We start from the raw sequence: 13,606 nt of genomic DNA on the forward strand, positions 1-13,606 counted from the left end.
GATTGAGTTTCCGAACCATAGTCGTTCACGCGGCCTGCCGTGCGATTTGGGGGACACGACAGCGCTATTGAGGCACCGTTTTCATAAACGAAGATACGCTGACTTCGCCCGGCCTGCGCGCTCCGACATAAATTTCCCGCGAATGGCGAAGGCCGCCTCAGTTGGCATCGGTGATTTTGCCCTTGCCCTCGCGGGGCTTGCATTTCGTGGGGTAGATTTTTTGGCCCGGTTGCACTGGCAGCATCACCGCAGCGAAGCCCCTTCCATTGCATCCCGGACAGGTATGCTCATTGATCTTCGGATCATGTCGAACCTTTCAGGCCGCCGCAGATGGTGGCCTCTTTCAGGGCAAGCCTGCGGCGTCGCCCTTGGCACGAACCGGACCGGTCGAGCCGGTCTGGCAGAGTCCGTCGAGTGAGCTAAACCGGAAAAGCGCAGCTCGGCGAATTAAGCAGGCTACCTGATCAGATCTGAATGTCGACCGAAGTTATCGGCGGACAAACTGTCAGAGAGGTTCGCGATGAAGGACGCCATCGCTCGCAACTACGATGCGGTCGAAGATGGTGGTGAATTGTTCCTAATTGCAGTCCGCCGCAGCGGCTCTTTTTGCCAGGCGGGACGGTTGGACGCACAGCAAAGCCTATCCGCGCGCTCCGAGGGCAATCTTATTTGCGCCTGGGCTCGTTATTCGAACCTTCGATCCCCATATCCATATCTGTCCTGGTCAACCAACGAGAGGGCTCTGCATGTTCACATCCGAGCAGCATCGCCCAAGGGCAACCGCGCGCGGCGAACTCGTCAAGGGTTCTCAGCTTAGGAAACGCGTAAATTCAAGACCTGAAGGGACGGCTTCGTCTTTTTGACGGATGACAAGCGAGGGTTCGCGGAGGCTTGCAACGGCTCCGTTCTCATCCCGGAGCAGGACCATCCCCGCGGCGCAGCCCTCGCGGCTGACGAGGAGTACATTCTGCGTTGTCTTGGCGCGGCCCTCATCATGCAATGGAACGCCTTGCCGACGGTGCTGCAACGGGAGATCTTCGACGCCGCCGGGGCGGTTGGAAGGTCGGTGGAGACAGCGGAGCTCCGCGGGCAGATTGCCTGATTTCTGCACAACCACAAGGATGATTCCGGTCGCGGCAAATTGCCTGTGACAGAAGGCACGCCTGCCGATGCGAGATCCAGTGCTCTGGCTGCGCCAGCGTCGTTCTGGCTGTATGTTTTAGCCATCACGGCGGGAGCGTAACACCCTCAGTCACCTAGGAGAGCCCGTGCAGTAGCACCTCGGACAGACCTCGTGACAAGCTGCGGGAAGCGGTGACACCTGCGCGCTTCGCCAACGGCACAATCTGCTTGGCATTTGAAAGCTCACCTCATTGGTAGGTGGCGCTGCCTTAATCCATTCCGCAGGCCAAGAGGCGGTAATACTAATCGCGGGAATGCAGCGAGCCCACTTCGCATCGGCCGCTGGGCGCAGCGCGTACGACCTCGCGCTGCGATGCCATCCCTTGTGGGATTGCGGCGACTCAGAGAGTTTCGTCGGAGGCATAACACCGCAGATTTTTCAGACCGCCTCCATTGCCAGTCATTATTGATTAGGCGTTGGACCCGAAACGGAGTAGCGTCTTTGTAGCGGTCAAGCGGATTGCTTGCCCGACAGCTGCCAAAACGGCGACGCACCGAAGTCCTCGCCTCCATCTAAATGGCAGCGCATTGCCGTCGGTAGGCAAACTCTTTCCAAAATTGCTGTTCCAAACAACACGGGAGTGCCGACCACGTCGCGCGCGTCAGGTAATCGCAGAAGGAAGAACGACATGAAAATGAGCAATGTAGTTCCCAGTGCCCTGTCTGCGGCAAAGTACACTTATGGCGCGGCGACCATATGGGTCGCTCCTTCTCCCCTCATCAAATCGGCGCATTTCCTTGAAAGGATTGGACTCGCCACGATTGGAGGCACGTGCGGCATGTACGTGGCCGCAACGTTGATGCGCCTCGAACACGAACTGTTTGGAAGTGTCTGGTTCATCTTGCTGCTGATGCTCTACGGAGCTTTTAGCTTCTATATCGGCATCGACCTACCTCGCCATCGTGCTCAGGGGCTCCCGGAAGAGCGGAGCCACACCGATGCGGCTGAGATCTTCAGCGCAGCAGGCACATTCATTGCCGCGATTGCAGCGTTTCTATCTGTCAGCATGATTGTCGTTGATCAGGTCGTGTCTCACGGTTCGATCGTTGTGATCGCAGGCTGTTGGGCAATCGGTTCTTCAGTTCAAATTGCTGCCGGTACCATCGCGCGCAACTCCGTGGCCGAAGCTGGTAGGGAGTAACTTCCGATGGCAATTGGACCGACGCCGCTGGCCGATTTTTTTAGCGCGCGACAGTGAGAGGGCACACCGACAAGACGTAGCAAATAGGGAAAGTCATTAGGATGATGAATCACGTGTAGTCTATTCTCCAGAAGAGCTTGCCAGCTTCAAAGCAATTTTTGAGGATGCGATAGGGTCATTCTCACCCACTGTGCTCACGACCTCCAACCGTTTGCAGGTTGCGCAGAACATCCTCGCTCGTGCTGCGACCGGTGAGCGCAATCAGAACGAACTGCGGCGTGCGGCATTGGCATCAATTGCTTAGCAAGCCGACGGATGTGGGTATCAAGCCGCCTTCAACTTGGAGTCCCTGCTCCTCGCCTGCACCTGCGCTAAAAATATTCACATTCGAGTTCTTGGAACCATCCTGTCGCGAGCCCATTGGCTCACTGACACAATCACCTTTGGAGAAATGCTATTATGAAAACCTTCGCAATCACTCTGGTAGCCGCCGCAAGTACGCTTATTGTGACCGCCGCTTCAGCCGCCCCACTTTCCGCCAGTGTATCGATTGCACCGGAGAGCAACATTCAAAACGTTCGCATGGTCTGCAATGAAGATGGTCGCTGCTGGCGCGAACGCGGCGAACGCCATGTTATCATCCGCGACGGGCGCGATGCTTACGGATATGCTCCTCGCGAGCGTTACATCGAGCGGCGCGGCTATGACGACCGTGCCGGCGTCGGCTTCCGCGCTCCCGGCGTGAGCGTCGGAATCGGGACCGACCGCTACTGAGAGACGACGGGATATCTATGAATGGCCGCGGAGTACTCCGCGGCCATTTTCATTGAGGCCATCTTCAAATGGCATAGATCGAACGCTTCACTCGGCGTCTGACGCGCAGTCTCGGTTAAACTTTGCCGCTACCCCTCGTGGCCAGTCGAGAGTATTCAGATGGCCAGGTCGAAGCACATCGGCAGTTTCGCCGATCAGGCGAAGTCCAGAAGCACGATCGGTTCAAAAATTTGCGGGGACCAGGTCGTAAGAGCCTCTGCTGCCGCGGACGTACACCTTGGCAGCGGCGGCGCAGATCAAGTCACGGTTGGAATCGAATGCGCGGAGGAAGCCCGGCTCATCGCAACCGATATCCGGTTGAATTCGCTTCAGCGCATTTTCGTTGATGAAAAACGATGCCTCAATAGCGCTGTCGTGTCCCCAAAATCGTACGGCACGCCGCGTGCGGTCATATGACCGGCTATGGTTCGGAAACTCGATCATGTTGCCGGGGCCGATCAGTTGTCGGAGCACGAGACCTCCGTGCCGGCTGCACGCGATTTGCGTCGCGGCATATTCGATGGCGATAGCCGATCCTGTCTCCGACGCACTCGCGTGCAACCGGTCGATACGCTGACAAGATGTGCTGTAGCCAAAGCTTGGCGCGAAGGGAGGGAGTTTGGAGCGATCCGGTTGCGCCAGCCTCCAAATGGCTATGCTGGAAGCGGATTACAACCCCGCTCGATCCTGTCACAGCAAATAGTTGCGCCTGGCCTCGTTATTCTGCGGATCGGCACTATATCCTAGACATCACCGCCCACCCCTCGGCTGTTATCGGTGACTGAGAGCATTGTGCTCCCGCCGCGACCTAGAGGCGGTTACTATGTCAGATATCTCCAAATTCAGCGTTCGCGAGTGGCTGGTGCCTCCGGTACTGCTGCCGGTCTTTTTTGTGCTGCTGATCGCTGCTGCGATGCTTATTCAGTGGTAGTTTCCCTCGGTGGGCCTGCGCCGTCAGCTCAAGCCAACCGCTCATTCCGGCCAGTCAAGCGAGTCCAATCGTCGTTAGCTTGCAAGCTGAACATCCGGGCGGCAGACGCCCTGGATAGAGCCCGCAAGATGCCGCCGGGAGACGAGCGCGCGGATGCGATGAAAATGGCTAAGATCCTGGAGAACGCCGCTGAAATGCTCGAGCATTTCAGCGGCAGGGTCGGCGTGCCAGCAAAATGACGGTTCCCGCGCTCCACCGTTCAGGCCCAATCTCGGATAATTAGTGAAAACAGCACCTGGGCATGGATCGTAGGGGCACCGAGATGCTTGTCTCAGATCAATCGCTTGTTTCAGTCACACCCGTTTTTCCGTGGATGCCCATCCGATGGTGCCCGATCTTTCACGCAGTCCGGCCGTCGTTCTCGTCGTAGAGGACGAGATGATGCTCCGCATGCGCGCGGTCGACATGGTGGAAGACGCCGGTTACACGCCGCTTGAAGCTCTGGATACCGACGAAGCCGTCGCAATCCTGGAATCCAGGTCCGACATCGCGCTCATGTGCACCGACCAGCTGCCCGGCAGCATGGACGGACTGGGTCTTGCGCGTACCGTGCACAAGCGTTGGCCGGCGATCAAGATCATCCTGGTGTCGGGGCATTTGAACCCATCGAGCATCGATCTTCCCCCCTGCAGCAGATTTTTTGGCAAACCACTCCAAGCCTGGCAAATCATAGCTGAGCTACGCAGCATGATTGGCCACGCTTGAATCTCGTGGTTTTTGGCGCTGTCTGCCGTCAGACGCTTCAATGCGAACGCTCGGCGGAAATCAAGTGCGGTACCCAGCCCGGGGTGATACAGTTGCAAATGCTCGAAGTTGATCTCCGCACAGACAAGCGCCCGGGCGGCGCAGAATTCCGGCAGGACTTCCTGGCGGCAGAGAATGTCAGCCTGCGGCTACTCCTGGCGCAAGCTGAGATCAATACAAGGAGTCTGCTTGCCAAGGCCGGCATCGACGCCAAAGAGCGCGAGGGATCCGACAAGCTGCAGAAGCTGATCCTCGAAGAGCTGCACCACCGCATCAAGAACACGCTCGCGACCGTCGCCGCAATCGTCTCCCAGAGCCTGCGCAACCTGCAGGGGGTTGAGCACGCGCAGCGCGCCATCGAGGGCCGGCTCTTGGCACTCGGCCGGGCGCACGATCTCCTTCTGCAGGCAAAATGGTCCAGCGCCGATCTTGGCACGGTCGTTCGCAGCGCCATCGAAGCCTTCGACAATCCCGACGAATCGAAATTCTCGATCACGGGACCCGATATCCGGATGGCGTCCGGTGCCGTCATCGCCGTCGCGATGACGCTCAACGAGCTTTGCACGAATACCACCAAGTTTGGCGCCCTGTCGGTCCCGGAGGGACGCGTCGACATCATCTGGACGGTGGACCAAGCGACACAACGCTTGCACCTCACCTGGACCGAAAAGAATGGCCCGATCGTCCAGCCGCCCGCAAAGCGCAGCTTCGGAACACGGCTGATCGAAACCCTGGGCAAGCAGTTGCGGGGTGACGTGCAACTAACCTATGCGTCGACGGGGTTTTCGTACACGTTCGAAGCGCCGATAGCCGCACTGAGCACCCCGGCCACATAGCTCGTGCGCGACGTATCGCGTGAGTGGACTCCCTTTTCGGGCTTCGGGCCCCTAGGTCTTGAGCGATTTTACTTGTTCATCTGCCGTCAGCCGGCAGACGAGTTCGCAATTGGAGCATTCGAAAGGTCGCAGGTCGGGATGGCCGTGGTCCGATTCGATCCGGGTCAGCGTCATGCGGCCTTGGCACTTCGGACAGCGCGGTCTTGCGATCGGAATAAGCGAGGGCTCGGGGCGTGCGAAGATTTCGGGCATGTGATGCTCCTTTGCGGGGTCGTCACCTGTAGTCGTGAAGCGAATCGGACGGCAAAGCACCAAGATCGCGCACCACCTGACCGGCCGCTGATCAATATTGCTCACATTTTCCGAGAAGTGATTGCAAGATCGGTAAAGAGGTCCGGCCCGCATTCGCGGCATTCGTAGACCGTGCAGCCTCGTTCAACCCGCGTGCTTTCAAGCGCTGGCTCTGACTGAGCAATATTGCTCAGCAAGACATCCGGATGCGGATTAGCATTGGATCTGATCATCGCATGTCGTGCGATAGCACCGCGTCGCTTATCGGCGCGGTGCTCGGTGTCATTGGTTACCTCGTGCCGAACCCGGGCTCGTCGTGATCATTCCGGTCGTCGATAATGTCGCGGCCTTGGCTTTGGCGGGTCCACTCCGAAAGCAGCTAGAGATGGTTCAACATCCACCGGAAACCCGCGCGCTGGCAGCGCCGCTCGCCCGGTATCGCCAACCCGATGACGCGCGAGGCATTTTCGAGCTGGTGATCACGGCAGTACCCTTTTCTGTCATCTGGGCTCTGATGCTCGTCGGCGTTGTCCGCGGCCATGGGATTGGCCTGCTGCTGGCCGTGCCCGCGGCAGGCCTGCTCGTTCGTCTCTTCATGATCCAGCATGACTGCGGCCATGGGTCTTTCTTTCGCAGCCGGCTTGCAAACGATTGGATCGGCCGAGCCATCGGCATTTTCACTTTAACTCCCTACGATTATTGGCGGCGCAACCATGCGCGACATCACGCGAGTTCTGGCAATCTCGATCATAGAGGTTCGGGCGACATCGACACATTGACCGTGAGCGAGTTTGCCGCTCAGTCTCGATGGCGCCAGATTCTCTATCGCCTGTACCGGCATCCGATCGTCATGTTTGGCGTGGGCCCGACATATCTGTTCATCTTGCGGCATCGATTGCCGATTGGGATGATGCGTAACGGCTGGCAGCCCTGGCTGAGCACAATGGGCACGAACGTCGCCATCGCGGTTCTGGTCGCCGGCATGATCCGACTGGTAGGCCTTGGGCCATTCCTGCTGGTGCATCTGCCGGTCATGATTCTGGCTGCGTCGATCGGCGTCTGGCTGTTCTATGTTCAACACCAGTTCGAGAACACCTCATGGTCACGCGATGAAGCCTGGAGCTTTCACGAAGCTGCGCTCTATGGCAGTTCGCACTATCACTTGCCATGGGTCTTGCGCTGGTTCACCGCGAACATCGGCGTCCACCACGTCCATCATCTATGCAGTCGAATTCCCTGCTATCGGCTGCCGGACGTGCTCCGGGATCATCCGGAACTCGCAAATGTGGGCCGAATCACCCTCGTCCAGAGCTTGCGATGTGTGCCGAAGGCCTTGTGGGACGAGAAGGAGCGACGGCTCATTTCGTTCCGGGACGCCGAAATAGGTCTGGTCGCGCGCCATAAGGGGACGCAGAACAATGGTTCCGTTGCGGGTCCTGGAATTCGCCGCTTGAATTCGTGAACTTAACGATGGGTTCGCGCTTGGTTCATTGGAGAACCAGCTTGAGCCGCATGTTCAAACCCTTTGTGTTTCTTATCGCAGCCATCTACTTCCTGGTGGACGCGGTCTTTTTCACTCTCTTCAAACCTGTCTTTCGCCGGTTGGCGAACTGCTGGGTTTTCAAGCGCGTACGAGCGTGGATCGAGTCGCTTCGCCCGTATCCGGCTCTGGCACTGTTCCTCGTGCCGGTCATCTTGCTTGAACCGGTCAAGCCTCTCGCGGCCTACCTGACGGCGACCGGGCACATCGGTCGCGGGTTTGCGCTCCTCATCGTCGGCGAGCTTCTCAAACTCCTGCTCATCGAGTGGCTCTTCTGCGTCAACCGCGACAAGCTGATGTCAATTCCTGCTTTCGCCTGGTGCCACGACAGGTTTTGCCAAGGCCAGGACTGGGTCGCTTCCCTGCCGGCATGGCAACTCGTGCGCGGCTGGAGCTTCAATGCCAAGCGCGCTGTTCAACGACATGCCCTGGAATTCAAGGCTGCGCAGAAGCGAAAGCTGCTTTCCTGGCGATCTTGATCCGCCTCTTCGGCGCGGTCGAGCGGCAGGCGTGGACTGCTGGGAGCTCAGATCGCAACCACATTTGCAGGCCGCGCTCTGTGCGCGCAGGAACGTCGCGGGGTCCTGCCAGTTAGCTCGCCGAGACTTTCACCCCAGGGAGTATCTGCTATGGAGAACGATCGCATTGCCGGTTCGGCGAAGGAGTTCGCCGGTAAGCTCGAGGGCACCGTCGGCGATATCGCCGGAGATGCAAAGAGCCAGGCAGCGGGCCGCCTCCGCGAGGCGAAAGGCACCGCGCAGAACCTGTACGGCCAAGCCAAGGACGCAGCGCGCGACGTTACGGATGCCCCCGCCGACTACGCCAAGGACGCCTATGAGAACAGCGGCGAGACCTTCCGCGACGGCACACAAGCGATCGCGAGGAAAGTGCAGGATAATCCGCTCGGTTCGATGCTGATCGCCGGCGCGATCGGATTTGTGTTGGCGCAATGGCTGGCGCGCCCGACGCGGCGCGCACGATAGCGTTTGGGACGGGTGCAGCCGAGCAAATGCTGGATTGGAGATTGAATCATGAGTGACGACATCCCGCTCGCCCCCTTCCCCTACGAAAGCCTGGATCCTGCTTCAGAGCCGAAATCTCCTATCGCGGAAGTCTCCGACGCCGTGAAGGGAACGGCCAATCGGGTTGCGGGTGCGATAGAAGCGGGACGAAAGCCAGGAATGCCGCTGAGCATCCTGAGCAATATCGCGCGCGAAGCCCCTCTTGGCTCTCTGCTGGTCGCCTTCCTGCTGGGAGTTGCCATCGCCCGCCGTCGATGACGGCTTGCGCAGCTCGAGTGATGGGTCAATCGGAGAAAGCGGAACTCTAGGAGGTCGGAGCCGTTGCACCCTATGGCCGGCTCCGTCGGCATAGATTGAATTTGAATTGGAAAATCAGATGAGAAAGTCATTAATGGTTTCTGCGGCCGTTGCGGCCCTATTGGCCACAACCGGGTTTGCGACAGCTCAAGGCGCCAACCAAGGAGCGGCGAAGGACTCTCCGACGGCCGCTTCGCCGAAAGGTGATCCTGCGGCGCCGATGAATGCACCGGCGGCAAAGGGAGTCGAGAAGGCTACCCCAGGTGCTGGGTCAAAGGAGATGGCGCCCCAACATGCGCAGGGCAAGCCGGATGCGAAAACGACCGGTGACATGAAGGCCGATGGCAAGTCGAAGGCCTCGGAGTCGACGACGCCGGCCGCCACGAAGGACCTAAAGAATCCGGCCGCCGAAACGACGTCGCCTTCGGGCGGCAAGGCGGCGAGCGAGATGAAAGCCGAAAGCAAGACGAAATCGTCTGATTCGGCCGCGACCTCGAAGGACTTGAAGACTCCGACTGCCGAGACCAAGCCCTCGACCTCGGACAACAAGACGACCGGCAACGCCGCAACCGCAGCGACAGCGACGCCTCCCGCCGAGAAGCGCACCCAGATCAGTTCGGCGATGAAGCAAGAGAAGGTCGAGGAAGTTGCAAACGTGAACTTCAACCTCTCGGTCGGAACGGCCGTGCCGGCGGGCGTCCGTTATTACCCGATGCCAGCACGTATCGTCGAGATCTATCCGGAATGGCGTGGATACGATTTCATCCTCGTGCACGGAAGGTACATCGTTCTTCGCCCGCGCACCCACGAGATCGTCTACATCATCGAAGGCTAGGCGACCACGCCAGGCGTATGACAGGCAGTTACGAGGGCGGCTCGAGAGCCGCCCTTGTTGTATGGGTCAACCAGACATGCGAACCTGTCCTGGCATCACTTGCGCCACGCCCTTCCGAAGATCTCGTCAGTTGTCGGCAAATTCAGATACATTTCCCGTCGGAATGCGATCGTCGCCATCAACCGAGCGAATCGTGAGCCCTTAACCCTCGTCGACCGGCGACATCATGGCGATCTTCATCGTCCGGCATAGTACAACGTACCGGTACGAGCGCGAGGTAAGGCTCGGCCGGCATCAGCTAATGGCACGTCCGCGGGACAGCTTCGATCAACGACTGATTGACTTCTCGCTCGATGTGACGCCGAAGCCCTCAGAGGTGAGATGGCTTCATGATGTCTTTGGGAATTGCGTCGCGCACATCGAATTTGACCGCGCGAGCGATTACTTGCGATTCGACTGTGAAATCAAGGTTGACCACACTCCGGAGAACGCCCCGGACTTCAGGATTGAGGATTACGCGAAGGACCATCCATTCACGTATCATGACGAAGAGGCGCCTGACCTGGCACCTTATGTTCAGAGATGGTTCTCCGACCCGGAAGATCATGTTGGCCGGTGGCTGGACACCTTTCTCACGCGGGGGACGAAACGTCCGACGGGCCAGCTCCTGATGACCCTCAATGAAGCAATCTCGGATGGCTTCGCATATGACCGCCGCACGGCGCCAGGAACTCAAATTCCCTCCACCACACTTGAACTGAGGAAAGGCACCTGCAGGGACTTTGCCGTTTTGATGATTGAAGCCGCACGCAGTCTGGGCTTCGCCGCGCGCTTTATCACGGGCTACATCTACGTACCGGATCGCGATGGACCTACCTGGCTGGGTGGGGGAGCCACTCATGCCTGGTGCCAGATTTACGTCCCCGGTTCGGGCTGGGTCGAGTTCGATCCGACCAACGGCATCGTCGGAAACCGGGACTTAATTCGCGTCGCGGTGGCCAGAATCCCGAGCCAGGCCATTCCCCTGTTCGGCACCTATTGGGGAAGTCGCGAGGACGAGCTTGGGATGAATGTGGAGGTCAACGTCAAAACGGCGTCGGCTCTATTGTAGCTGCTGTGATGAAGTGGCTGGAACACAAGTACCACCAGGGCGTTGGGGTTCGCGCCGCGCTGTGTCGCGAGTGTAGGGTGAGCACACACAAAATCGAAGTAGTCGAGCAGCCTTCTCGACTTTGGAGGACGCCGAGTGAAGATCCGGGTCGGCTATGAGATGGTCTACGAGTTTCCGCAACCCACACCCATGATCATGGTCCTGGGCGTTCATTTTACCCGGGCTTCCGACGTTATCGTGCCTGACTATCTGACCACTGATCCTCCGGTGGCGATCAACCCATACCGCGATGGCTTCGGTAACTGGTGCAGCCGTATCGTTGCTCCAGCCGGTCGACTGCGGCTGGCGGCTGATGGCATCATTCGCGACACGGGCTTGCCGGACGCCACCGTGCCCTCGGCTTCCCAACACGCGGTCGAGGACTTGCCGGCAGAGACGATCGTGTATCTTCTCGGCAGTCGCTATTGCGAAACCGACCAGCTATCCGACACCGCGTGGAAGCTCTTCGAGAAGCAGCCGCCCGGATGGGCGCGCGTTCAGGCGATCTGCGATTTCGTCCACAATCACATTCAATTCGGCTACGAGCACGCGCGCGCCACCAAGACCTCCCGGGAAGTGTACCACGAGGGCAAGGGCGTTTGTCGCGACTTTGCGCATCTGGCCATTACGTTCTGCCGCTGCATGAACATTCCGGCAAGGTACTGCACCGGCTATTTGGGCGACATCGCCATGCCGCCCCCCTATGCCCCAGGAGACTTCGCCGGATGGTTCGAGGCCTACATTGGCGGACGTTGGTACACGTTCGATCCGCGCAACAACGTGCCACGGATTGGACGCATCCTGATTGCCCTGGGACGTGACGCTGCTGACGTTCCGATTACGCAGACGTTCGGGCCCAACACCCTGGTGAGCTTTAAGGTGTGGACCGACGAGATCACTTCCTAGCAACGCGACTTGCGGCTTTCCTGGAACGAATGTCGGCGGCGTTGCTTGGTAACGGGCGACCGGATGCAAGTGCCCCCACGCATCCGATGAAATGACGGCCCCAGCGCGCCCCCACGCCCTGGGGCCGTTCCTTTAGGAGAGCCCTTCTGGTCTTGCTCTCTGGGCCTGGGCTTCTCGCCCAAATCAGCACTTCACCGCTTCGAAACCGAGATCGCCGTCAGCCAGTCACTTTCGGGGCGCCGTTGGCTTCTTCGGTATCAGCCATTTCCTCATTTCAGCGGCAAGGCCAAGTTGCTCGGCTTTTCTGATGGCTTCGAATCGCATCGCTCCGGCCGGCAACTGCTTTGCTTGCGCCAGAGCCTCGGATGCCCGGGTAGCCCAATCGTGACGATCCAGATCGTTGCGCGGCAGCGTTGTCATTTCATCGTCCTCAGTGTGGCGCTCGAAAGCCAGCACCGGTCGCCGCGTCGCGTGAAGTGTTGGGGGCCCTGGCTTGTGACCCGAGCACGCTCGCCCCCTGCAGAATAAGGGTAGCGGCACTATCGAACTCTCACCGATCGGCGTCCACGGCGATCGCAGCAGTATGGACCCGGCAGCGCCGCCCGCTGGTCAATATTGCTCACGACCAGGAGTTTGACGGGATCACCGCAGTCCGCTGTCGCGGCAATGCTCTTTGCACGACACAACTGGACGCCAAACGATGCCAACTATCGTGCAAGTTTATTTGGACCTTGGGCTCGTTGTCCGGACCCTTGATCCCCATATCTATTTGAGTCTGATCACCCCATCGGGGGTTGTTCGGAAGGGGCCGCGACTTTCAACGAAAGGGGCCCGGCATGTTTAGATCTCAGCAATCTCGGGCGAGAGAAGCCAAGCACGGCGAACTGACCAAGCACCCGCCCGATCCGGATCAGAACCGTTCGTACGGTGCAGCCCTTGCGGCCCAAGAAGAACGTGTTTTGCGGTGTCTGGGCGCGGCCATCATCATACGATGGAACGCCCTGCCGACGACGCTGCAACGGCAGATCTTCGACACTGCGGGGTCGGTCGGCAAGTTACTGGCGACATCGGCGCTCCGCAGCCAAATCGCCCGGTTTCTTCACAACCACAAGGATGATGCCGGTCGTGGCAAATTACCGGTGACAGAAGACTCGCCTGCCGATGCAAGATCAAGTGCCCTGGCGCTGTCGCGATGGGACAACGAGGGAGGAGCAGTCCACGACTGCCCGCCGATGTAGATGGACGCTGATAACAGGAGGACTCCCATGTCGCTTACACAGTTTCGGGTCGATGACGGACCACACGTCATGGATGGACTAAGGCTTCTTGCTCAGGATGGAAATGATGGCGTAGAAGCGTTTATTGGGCGGAAGGTGATGGACGTCTGGGCGGACTCCATCGAGCATCGTGGAGGGCGACAAAGCCTGTTTCGCGATCAATACAATGCGCTTGGCAGACTGAACCTTCCCGCACTTCAGCGGATCGTGAGCGCGAAATACCGGAGAGGCGCGGCATTCAACCGACAGCATCCCTTCGTCGAGGTTCTATTCTCCGACATTGCGGACAGCGGCGAGGCGCTGGATCTGAGTGAACTGGTTCGAAAGACGTTGCCACCGGCATTTCACAGGATGGCCTGAGTCTCAGAACTCCGAGAATGCTGCGACGTTGGCAGCGTCGCCGCGGAACCCTATCAAGGCTGGGCCGTTCCAGACTCGCAACGGTTGTCAAGAGTATTGAGGAGCCACCAGTGCGAATACTTATGGTCGAGGACGATCCACTTGTCCGCGAATTGGTGGTCGACGCTCTGCGCGAGGAAGGCTACTGTCTCTTATACACATCTGACGCTGCCGACGAACT

At 59.0% G+C, this 13,606-nt stretch carries 17 protein-coding genes; 14 read left to right on the forward strand and 3 right to left on the reverse strand.

The features are described 5' to 3' along the window. The first annotated feature begins 859 nt into the window (after positions 1–859). The 3 genes from IF803_RS37220 (at position 860) to IF803_RS37230 (ending at position 3,098) form a co-directional block, all read left to right on the forward strand. The gene (locus IF803_RS37220) at positions 860–1,102 is read left to right on the forward strand and encodes a hypothetical protein (protein ID WP_035632845.1); all 243 of its coding nucleotides are present in this window, start codon (positions 860–862) and stop codon (positions 1,100–1,102) included. Positions 1,103–1,811: 709 nt separating this feature from the next. After that, on the forward strand, positions 1,812–2,324 hold the full coding sequence (locus tag IF803_RS37225; RefSeq protein WP_028343628.1) for a hypothetical protein: 513 nt from the start codon (positions 1,812–1,814) through the stop codon (positions 2,322–2,324). A 459-nt stretch (positions 2,325–2,783) separates the two neighbouring features. After that, the gene (locus IF803_RS37230; RefSeq protein WP_028343627.1) at positions 2,784–3,098 is read left to right on the forward strand and encodes a hypothetical protein; all 315 of its coding nucleotides are present in this window, start codon (positions 2,784–2,786) and stop codon (positions 3,096–3,098) included. Between the two features lie 222 nt (positions 3,099–3,320). Here IF803_RS37230 and IF803_RS37235 read toward each other — a convergent pair whose 3' ends face one another. Continuing rightward, positions 3,321–3,611 carry a DUF1488 family protein gene (locus IF803_RS37235; protein ID WP_240536844.1) on the reverse strand — a complete coding sequence of 97 codons (291 nt, stop codon included), beginning with the start codon at positions 3,609–3,611 and terminating at the stop codon, positions 3,321–3,323. Positions 3,612–4,452: 841 nt separating this feature from the next. On the opposite strand from IF803_RS37235, the gene IF803_RS37240 reads away from it, so the two are divergent. Together IF803_RS37240 and IF803_RS37245 are read left to right on the forward strand one after the other, a co-directional pair. Beyond that, complete coding sequence (locus tag IF803_RS37240) at positions 4,453–4,833, forward strand: response regulator (RefSeq protein WP_028343625.1); 381 nt, start codon at positions 4,453–4,455, stop codon at positions 4,831–4,833. A gap of 98 nt (positions 4,834–4,931) precedes the next feature. Beyond that, positions 4,932–5,708, forward strand: coding sequence for a sensor histidine kinase (locus tag IF803_RS37245; protein WP_028343624.1), 777 nt, complete (start codon positions 4,932–4,934; stop codon positions 5,706–5,708). A 51-nt stretch (positions 5,709–5,759) separates the two neighbouring features. Here IF803_RS37245 and IF803_RS37250 read toward each other — a convergent pair whose 3' ends face one another. Further along, complete coding sequence (locus tag IF803_RS37250; protein WP_028343623.1) at positions 5,760–5,960, reverse strand: hypothetical protein; 201 nt, start codon at positions 5,958–5,960, stop codon at positions 5,760–5,762. A gap of 424 nt (positions 5,961–6,384) precedes the next feature. Between IF803_RS37250 and IF803_RS37255 the strand changes: the two genes are divergently transcribed. The 7 genes from IF803_RS37255 to IF803_RS37285 all read left to right on the forward strand — a co-directional run bounded on the left by IF803_RS37255 (position 6,385) and on the right by IF803_RS37285 (position 11,749). Beyond that, on the forward strand, positions 6,385–7,461 hold the full coding sequence (locus tag IF803_RS37255) for a fatty acid desaturase (protein ID WP_028343622.1): 1,077 nt from the start codon (positions 6,385–6,387) through the stop codon (positions 7,459–7,461). Between the two features lie 50 nt (positions 7,462–7,511). Beyond that, positions 7,512–8,018 (forward strand): hypothetical protein, encoded by a 507-nt coding sequence (locus tag IF803_RS37260; RefSeq protein WP_051448086.1) that lies wholly within the window; start codon positions 7,512–7,514, stop codon positions 8,016–8,018. A 150-nt stretch (positions 8,019–8,168) separates the two neighbouring features. Further along, the gene (locus IF803_RS37265; RefSeq protein WP_028343620.1) at positions 8,169–8,522 is read left to right on the forward strand and encodes a CsbD family protein; all 354 of its coding nucleotides are present in this window, start codon (positions 8,169–8,171) and stop codon (positions 8,520–8,522) included. 48 nt (positions 8,523–8,570) lie between these two features. Next, positions 8,571–8,819: a hypothetical protein gene (locus tag IF803_RS37270; RefSeq protein ID WP_028343619.1), complete on the forward strand. Its 249-nt coding sequence runs from the start codon at positions 8,571–8,573 to the stop codon at positions 8,817–8,819. A 118-nt stretch (positions 8,820–8,937) separates the two neighbouring features. After that, complete coding sequence (locus IF803_RS37275; RefSeq protein ID WP_028343618.1) at positions 8,938–9,693, forward strand: DUF1236 domain-containing protein; 756 nt, start codon at positions 8,938–8,940, stop codon at positions 9,691–9,693. 226 nt (positions 9,694–9,919) lie between these two features. After that, on the forward strand, positions 9,920–10,804 hold the full coding sequence (locus tag IF803_RS37280; protein ID WP_028343617.1) for a transglutaminase family protein: 885 nt from the start codon (positions 9,920–9,922) through the stop codon (positions 10,802–10,804). A gap of 135 nt (positions 10,805–10,939) precedes the next feature. Continuing rightward, on the forward strand, positions 10,940–11,749 hold the full coding sequence (locus IF803_RS37285; RefSeq protein ID WP_028343616.1) for a transglutaminase-like domain-containing protein: 810 nt from the start codon (positions 10,940–10,942) through the stop codon (positions 11,747–11,749). Positions 11,750–11,974: 225 nt separating this feature from the next. Here IF803_RS37285 and IF803_RS37290 read toward each other — a convergent pair whose 3' ends face one another. Continuing rightward, positions 11,975–12,169, reverse strand: coding sequence for a hypothetical protein (locus IF803_RS37290; RefSeq protein WP_245288866.1), 195 nt, complete (start codon positions 12,167–12,169; stop codon positions 11,975–11,977). A gap of 416 nt (positions 12,170–12,585) precedes the next feature. On the opposite strand from IF803_RS37290, the gene IF803_RS37295 reads away from it, so the two are divergent. After that, on the forward strand, positions 12,586–12,987 hold the full coding sequence (locus IF803_RS37295) for a hypothetical protein (protein WP_196238221.1): 402 nt from the start codon (positions 12,586–12,588) through the stop codon (positions 12,985–12,987). A 27-nt stretch (positions 12,988–13,014) separates the two neighbouring features. After that, a complete protein-coding gene (locus IF803_RS37300) occupies positions 13,015–13,386 on the forward strand; it encodes a hypothetical protein (protein ID WP_026193324.1) in 372 nt (123 codons plus the stop codon). Positions 13,387–13,606 lie beyond the last annotated feature (220 nt).

Source organism: Bradyrhizobium sp. UFLA06-06 (genome assembly GCF_054820065.1).

Coding starts and splice junctions, on each gene's coding strand:
- IF803_RS37245 (WP_028343624.1), top strand. CDS start 4,932: ATGCTCGAAGTTGATCTCCGCACAGACAAGCGCCCGGGCGGCGCAGAA.
- IF803_RS37255 (WP_028343622.1), top strand. CDS start 6,385: ATGGTTCAACATCCACCGGAAACCCGCGCGCTGGCAGCGCCGCTCGCC.
- IF803_RS37300 (WP_026193324.1), top strand. CDS start 13,015: ATGTCGCTTACACAGTTTCGGGTCGATGACGGACCACACGTCATGGAT.
- IF803_RS37240 (WP_028343625.1), top strand. CDS start 4,453: ATGGTGCCCGATCTTTCACGCAGTCCGGCCGTCGTTCTCGTCGTAGAG.
- IF803_RS37225 (WP_028343628.1), top strand. CDS start 1,812: ATGAAAATGAGCAATGTAGTTCCCAGTGCCCTGTCTGCGGCAAAGTAC.
- IF803_RS37260 (WP_051448086.1), top strand. CDS start 7,512: ATGTTCAAACCCTTTGTGTTTCTTATCGCAGCCATCTACTTCCTGGTG.
- IF803_RS37265 (WP_028343620.1), top strand. CDS start 8,169: ATGGAGAACGATCGCATTGCCGGTTCGGCGAAGGAGTTCGCCGGTAAG.
- IF803_RS37270 (WP_028343619.1), top strand. CDS start 8,571: ATGAGTGACGACATCCCGCTCGCCCCCTTCCCCTACGAAAGCCTGGAT.
- IF803_RS37250 (WP_028343623.1), bottom strand. CDS start 5,960: ATGCCCGAAATCTTCGCACGCCCCGAGCCCTCGCTTATTCCGATCGCA.
- IF803_RS37295 (WP_196238221.1), top strand. CDS start 12,586: ATGTTTAGATCTCAGCAATCTCGGGCGAGAGAAGCCAAGCACGGCGAA.
- IF803_RS37280 (WP_028343617.1), top strand. CDS start 9,920: ATGGCGATCTTCATCGTCCGGCATAGTACAACGTACCGGTACGAGCGC.
- IF803_RS37290 (WP_245288866.1), bottom strand. CDS start 12,169: ATGACAACGCTGCCGCGCAACGATCTGGATCGTCACGATTGGGCTACC.
- IF803_RS37230 (WP_028343627.1), top strand. CDS start 2,784: ATGAAAACCTTCGCAATCACTCTGGTAGCCGCCGCAAGTACGCTTATT.
- IF803_RS37275 (WP_028343618.1), top strand. CDS start 8,938: ATGAGAAAGTCATTAATGGTTTCTGCGGCCGTTGCGGCCCTATTGGCC.